Consider the following 5,823-nt stretch of genomic DNA (forward strand, 5'->3'; position numbering starts at 1 on the left):
TTAGTGCTGTCGCCTCCGAGCTTTCCGTACAATGTCATCAGGAAGAAGTCATTAGTCATTAGTCATTAGTCATTAGTCATTAGTGCTGTCGCCTCCGAGCTTTCCGTACAATGTCATCAGGAAGAAGGAAGAAGGAAGAAGGAAGAAGGAAGAAGGAAGAAAAATAATTAAACTTTTTTAATTTACCGATGCCCGATGCCCGATGCCCGATGCCCTGTTTGGCCGATGCCCGATGCCCGATGCCCGATTCCCGATGCCCGATGCCCGATTCCCCATTTGAGTTAATCTATTATTTTGACAAAAAAGATAAGATGTTATCCCAAGTTTTTTACTTGCTGCGTTCTCGTGCTGACGGCAAATATCTATCCGCCAATCCCAATCCTGATTCGGCAGTTAGTTACTTGTTAATGTTTCGCGAAGACTATGACGCTTTGAGCTATCTCAACACCCATGCTGCTGATGTTGCCGATCGATTCGGAGTAGAATCGATTTCCGGTTCTCAGGTAAAAAAGTTGCTGGAACGTTGGAGCTTTAAGGGTGTGGGGATTGTTCAAGACCCGCTGTTACCGAATATTGAGTTTTTAACAACTCATTAAAGTTATTTTCCTTAAAATTGAACTCGAATCATGAATCTAAAAAAAAGGTTGCCACACTCTCCCTTTGCGATCGCCGCTTATTGCCTAATTATTGCGATCGGCATCATGTTTTGGGGCGGGCCGATTTCTGTAGCTGGAGCAGTTGCAGAATTGAGAATTGGCGAAGGGTCTAGCTCTGAGTTAGCCCTTCGTGAAGGTCATCGAATGACGATCGTGTCCGGACATTCTTTTTCATGCGATTGGAAAGATGCCTCCAATAACATCAATCGATGTAGAACGAACCTGAAAGGTCGATCACTTGAGATTGAATTTAAGGTAGAACCCTTTGAAGTACCGCAGTGTAATATTAGATACAGCGAACAATCGTTTCAATGTGGCGGCTCTAATGACTACCGCCACAAACCCGGTCAAGCCGATCTCTGGATAGAAAATTCTCTGGGCTTAACAGACTTCGATCGAATTTGGCTTTTTTTAACCAATCCATTAGCCAATCTCTTCGGAAATATTACCGAAATTGATTGGAATAATATAACACCTATTTTGAATTGGGTAGTAGCCATTCTAATTGCAGCGGCACTCGGTTTGCACTTTATGCAAACACCCAGGGTTGGGTCGAGATTTGCAGGTTTCATTCTAATCGTGCCGATATCAATATTAATCAGACCGATCGTTTGGTGGTTTACACTATTAGTCTTGATACTAACCGGACACGCTGATTGATAAAGTAATAATAAGTAATAGACATCTCCCATAATTATTGTGGAACAGGCTGGACGGCCTGTTCTTCACAGCCTTTTTGGAAGATGTCTAATAAGTGATAAGTGATAAGTGATTAACTCTCGAATTATAATTTCCATTTTCAAGCGCGGAAGCAAAGAGAGTAGTTATGCGATAAAGCCGTTTCCCGAATTCTCGGATGAGATTCAAAATAGCGTTATCGATCGCCTCGCCTTAAACGGAACTTACACCGTGTAATGGCTGTAGCGATCGCCCGATCGACCTTCCCGAGTCCGAAGCCCCATATTTAGTGCAAATTGTCAAATTTATCAAGCTTTCACCCTAAATCTGAATCCTGTTGTATATTCGTAGTTTGTTGATATATTCCGCGTCAGTACATAAATTATGGTTCCAAAATTAGAGCGATCGAGTGTCAGCGAAAAACGCAACCAGTCCGATTTTCCCGAAACAGTACCGACAGCAAATCCAATATTTTTCAGGACGTACAGCCGCCGTACCGAGACAGGGCGGGAGACTTGGGCCCAAGTGTGCGATCGAACCGTCAAGGGCTTAGCGTCGCTAGGAAACCTCACTGCTGAAGAAACAGAGCTCCTACACCGGATGCAAAACCAGCTCAAAACCCTCGCTTCCGGGCGCTGGCTGTGGGTAGGCGGCAGCAAATGGATAGAACAACCCGAAAACTTTTCCGGCGCCTATAATTGTTCTTCAACAAATATTCTCGACTGGCGCGCCTTTGGCTTGTTAATGGATTTGGCAATGATGGGCTGCGGTACCGGCGCAGTTTTGGAACCCAAATATATCAACCAATTGCCACAGATTAGCAACCGCTTAACCGTAACAATGCAAGGCGAAATCGGCTCTACACCCGCCCAGTCGCGCCGCCAAGCAACCGAAGTGAAAATAGACGAAAAAACCGCAACTATCCATGTCGGAGATTCTCGCCAAGGTTGGGTGCAATCCTATCAAACTTTATTGGAATTATCCACAGATGAAAGATTTGCAGGCGAAGTTCAAGTTTACATAGATTTGAGCGACGTTCGCCCGGTGGGAGAGCCTTTAAAAGGTTTTGGCGGAGTCGCAAATCCGGTGAAATTGCCCGACCTTTATCAACGGTGTTCGGCTATTTTGAATAAAGCTTTAGGGCGGCAATTAAATTCAGTTGAATGCTGCGTGTTGATAGATGAAGCAGCGGTCACAATTGTTGCTGGAAATATTAGGCGCAGCGCGGGAATTCGTCAGTTTTCTTTCGATGACGAATTGGGAGCCAATGCTAAAAATAACCTATGGCAACAAGATGAAAATGGCAACTGGAAAATAGATCCAGAACGCGATGCTTTGAGAATGGCAAATCACTCTCGTGTTTTTCATCACAAACCAACACTGGAAGAATGTATTGATGCTGTTCGCAAACAGTATTATTCTGGTGAAGGTGCAATTCAATGGGCTGGTGAAGCTGTAGCTAGAGCTAACGTCGATTTACTTTCAACACCTAGTCTTAAAATTGAGTTCTTGAAAGCTTACGACCAAGGAAAAGCTAAACAGTGGTTCCAGGAACGCTATCCTGACATGACTGCGGAAGAATTAGAGCATCGGTCAGTTCGTTTGGGCTTAAACCCGTGTGGTAAGTAATTTTGCCTCACGTTAAAAACCTCGCAAATTCGGAGAATACTGAGATGTTAATTCCGAGGTAAGTAAGGGCATTAAAAATCCTTTGCCACCGTAGAGCGTACTGGGTGAACCTTCTTGATTGAAGAACATAATCCTGGCAAGAGTGCGGGGCATTTATAACTAAAGTAAATGAAAAAGTACGCCGAGCTACAGGGAAAATAGAATCTGTAGAACTAAAGGATAAAAAGCCTTTAGGATAACAAAACTGGAAATCATCGGCTCTAATTTTCACTGTAATCTGGGGGAGGTTCACCTCAATCAAATCGACCCTTACAACTTTAAAGAACAGGAGGAAGCTTTCACCGCCGGATCTCTATCTGTCGCGGTACTTCTCAATCACAAATTTCTCGAACCTCGCTATCAATACAGCCGCGAATTAGACCCGATTGTCGGCGTATCTTTCACGGGATTGTTCGATTTCTTCGTTCATGCTTTTGGCGTTGAGTGGCTGCGCTGGTGGGTGGAAGGTCGCCCGCAAACTCCGCAGGGAATCGCTTTTAAACAGCGGGAAGAAGAGTATTTGACTGGTTGGCGGGAGATTGTGAATCGGGTAGTATGGGATTATTGCGATCGCCATTCCTTGAAACGCCCCAATCGCTGCACAACCGTGCAACCATCGGGTACAAAATCTCTGCTCACAGGTGCTTCTCCGGGCTGGCATCCGCCGAAAGCCCAGCGTTTTATTCGCCGAATCACTTTCGGCAAAAACGACCCCGTAGCCCTCGCCTGCATCGACTACGGATACAACGTGATTCCGTCTCAATCTGACAAAGATGAAAACGGCAATTTACTCAACAATCCCTTCGACGAACGCTGCACGGAATGGCTGGTAGAAATACCCGTTGCTGTAAGTTGGGCTGACTTACCCGGTGCCGATGAAATTGACATTAACAAGTTCTCAGCGGCGGCACAAATGGACTTTTATATGCAAGTGCAAAAGTTCTATGTCAGACACAACACTTCAGCCACAATTGAGTTGCGGGAAAATGAAGTAGAAAGTTTGGCTACTCGGATTTACGAAGCAATTCGCGATGACGAAGGCTATATTTCTGCAGCACTTTTAGCCAGATTTGATGCTCTAGAAACTTTCCCGCGCTTGCCCTTTGAACCGATTAATAAGGAAACTTACACCAAAATGGTGGCAGAGGCTTTATCGCGCCGCGAGATTGATGTTTTCCACGAGGCTTTGAGCCGTTACGATTTGGGTGAAATGATGGATTCTGGGCCGGCGGGCTGCGATTCTGACAAGTGTTTGATGCCGGAGATTAAGGCTATGTAATAGCATTGAATCAAATCCCCCGTTTGGGGGATTTTTTATGTTTAATTTCAGGTTAACAAAAATCGTAGGGGCGGGTTCACAGACAAATTCAAAGACTACAGACAGGTTAAATAAACCCGCCCCCACCCCACCAACAAGCTATAGCTTAATTGTATAATTAAAATTAGCCTAGATTTTAGAGTTTGTAACTAATAGCAAGATGATTAGAGGTGCAATTCCCGATGATATCCCCAATAATTTACAAGAGCAAATACTCCTGCAAGACGCTAAGGCTCAACCTGCCATCATGATTCAAGGTGGCTCCAGCAGACCGCTAGGAGATTCTCCCAGATTGGTTGCCAACTATGGCGGTCAGCCTGAAGATTGGTATAAAATGGCTAGTAACCAAAGCGCGATTATCGAGGGAGCTGTCGTTGAAATCCATTGGTATAGAAATGTTTGCACTCTTCAAAATGTCGAGTACAAAATCAAACGTACACACCCCAAAATAGCACCTAAAAACCAGTGAGGTTAATATAATATGAAGATTCGCTGCATTGCCAACAAAGGAACCGACCTGCCGGAAAATTACCTAAATCCACCGTTAGACATCACCGCAGAAACAGAATTTAAACTGATAGTAGGTAAAGAGTATATTGTCTATGCTATCTCTGAATGGCAAGGTAATTTATCGTATTGTATTTGCGATGAGCGCTTTACTTATTATCCCATACACAATCCAGCCCCGTTATTTGAGATAGTCGATGCCAGATATTCTCAGTACTGGCAAGTGCAATTAGCAACTAACGGTTTGTTAGAGATTGCTTTTGAGCATTGGTTCTCCATACCTAATTTTTATGACAAACTAACTGACTCAGAAGAAGAAACGGTTTTGATTTTTGAGAAAATCAAAGAGCTTATGGATGCTGAAGCAGCAATTTCTCAACCCCAACCTTTCTCAGTTGAGGAATTGCTCGCGATGTCTCCATTGCAACCCGACAAACTAGCAAAAGTCCCTGGTTGAAATTATGTCAGAAAATCAAAATGAACCTAGAGAATACGATGCCGTCCTCGGCGGTCAAAGTTCAATTCCTGTCAATGCTGCGGTACTCGGAGGCATCCCCGGCGTTAAAAGCCGCTTAGCTTCGCCCGCTGTCGAAGTTAGAATCGCCGCACTCTCTGAAGCGCTGAAATATGGAGAAGCTGGGTTAGATTTGATAAGAATTCAAGCATTGCGGGATAACTCAATGCAGCTAAAATTAGCTGCCTATGCACTGCTGAACGATAGGGATGACTTAAAGATAAAACCGCAGTTCCAAGACTATCTCCCCACATTTGAATTTGATGTCATCACAGTAGATTCATATGGGAGAGAAAATAGCCGCACTAAGTCATTTGCTCACTTTTTTCCTGAAGACTTAGGTAACTCAATTGTACTAGGGCGTCGGTTCAGTATTAGGAGTTGACAAAAAAAGGAATTTATGAAATTAGCCAGTGCATGAGTTCGACTCTATGCCTGGTGTAATTGGTCGAACCTTATCCATTCGAGCAATGACATGAAGA

7 protein-coding genes are annotated in these 5,823 nt (G+C 44.1%); all 7 read left to right on the forward strand.

The features are described from left to right. Positions 1–311 precede the first annotated feature (311 nt). The 7 genes from IQ263_RS27420 (at position 312) to IQ263_RS27455 (ending at position 5,726) form a co-directional block, all read left to right on the forward strand. Positions 312–596: a hypothetical protein gene (locus IQ263_RS27420; RefSeq protein ID WP_194071211.1), complete on the forward strand. Its 285-nt coding sequence runs from the start codon at positions 312–314 to the stop codon at positions 594–596. Positions 597–626: 30 nt separating this feature from the next. Then, on the forward strand, positions 627–1,316 hold the full coding sequence (locus tag IQ263_RS27425; protein WP_194071207.1) for a hypothetical protein: 690 nt from the start codon (positions 627–629) through the stop codon (positions 1,314–1,316). 402 nt (positions 1,317–1,718) lie between these two features. Beyond that, positions 1,719–2,963: a ribonucleoside-triphosphate reductase, adenosylcobalamin-dependent gene (gene nrdJ / locus IQ263_RS27430; protein ID WP_228050411.1), complete on the forward strand. Its 1,245-nt coding sequence runs from the start codon at positions 1,719–1,721 to the stop codon at positions 2,961–2,963. A gap of 301 nt (positions 2,964–3,264) precedes the next feature. Next, positions 3,265–4,281 carry a ribonucleoside-triphosphate reductase, adenosylcobalamin-dependent gene (gene nrdJ / locus IQ263_RS27440; RefSeq protein WP_370589129.1) on the forward strand — a complete coding sequence of 339 codons (1,017 nt, stop codon included), beginning with the start codon at positions 3,265–3,267 and terminating at the stop codon, positions 4,279–4,281. Positions 4,282–4,480: 199 nt separating this feature from the next. After that, a complete protein-coding gene (locus IQ263_RS27445; RefSeq protein WP_194071209.1) occupies positions 4,481–4,789 on the forward strand; it encodes a hypothetical protein in 309 nt (102 codons plus the stop codon). Positions 4,790–4,801: 12 nt separating this feature from the next. Continuing rightward, positions 4,802–5,284: a hypothetical protein gene (locus IQ263_RS27450; RefSeq protein WP_194071210.1), complete on the forward strand. Its 483-nt coding sequence runs from the start codon at positions 4,802–4,804 to the stop codon at positions 5,282–5,284. 4 nt (positions 5,285–5,288) lie between these two features. Beyond that, entirely contained in the window at positions 5,289–5,726 is a 438-nt protein-coding gene (locus IQ263_RS27455) for a hypothetical protein (protein WP_228050412.1), read from the forward strand. The last annotated feature ends 97 nt before the right edge of the window (positions 5,727–5,823 follow it).

The organism is Tychonema sp. LEGE 06208, assembly GCF_015207505.1.
GTDB lineage: Bacteria > Cyanobacteriota > Cyanobacteriia > Cyanobacteriales > Microcoleaceae > Microcoleus.

Bases quoted from the DNA above. Each gene is read 5' to 3' on its own strand.
- IQ263_RS27445 (WP_194071209.1), top strand. From the start codon at position 4,481: ATGATTAGAGGTGCAATTCCCGATGATATCCCCAATAATTTACAAGAG.
- IQ263_RS27455 (WP_228050412.1), top strand. From the start codon at position 5,289: ATGTCAGAAAATCAAAATGAACCTAGAGAATACGATGCCGTCCTCGGC.
- IQ263_RS27420 (WP_194071211.1), top strand. From the start codon at position 312: ATGTTATCCCAAGTTTTTTACTTGCTGCGTTCTCGTGCTGACGGCAAA.
- IQ263_RS27450 (WP_194071210.1), top strand. From the start codon at position 4,802: ATGAAGATTCGCTGCATTGCCAACAAAGGAACCGACCTGCCGGAAAAT.
- nrdJ (WP_228050411.1), top strand. From the start codon at position 1,719: ATGGTTCCAAAATTAGAGCGATCGAGTGTCAGCGAAAAACGCAACCAG.
- IQ263_RS27425 (WP_194071207.1), top strand. From the start codon at position 627: ATGAATCTAAAAAAAAGGTTGCCACACTCTCCCTTTGCGATCGCCGCT.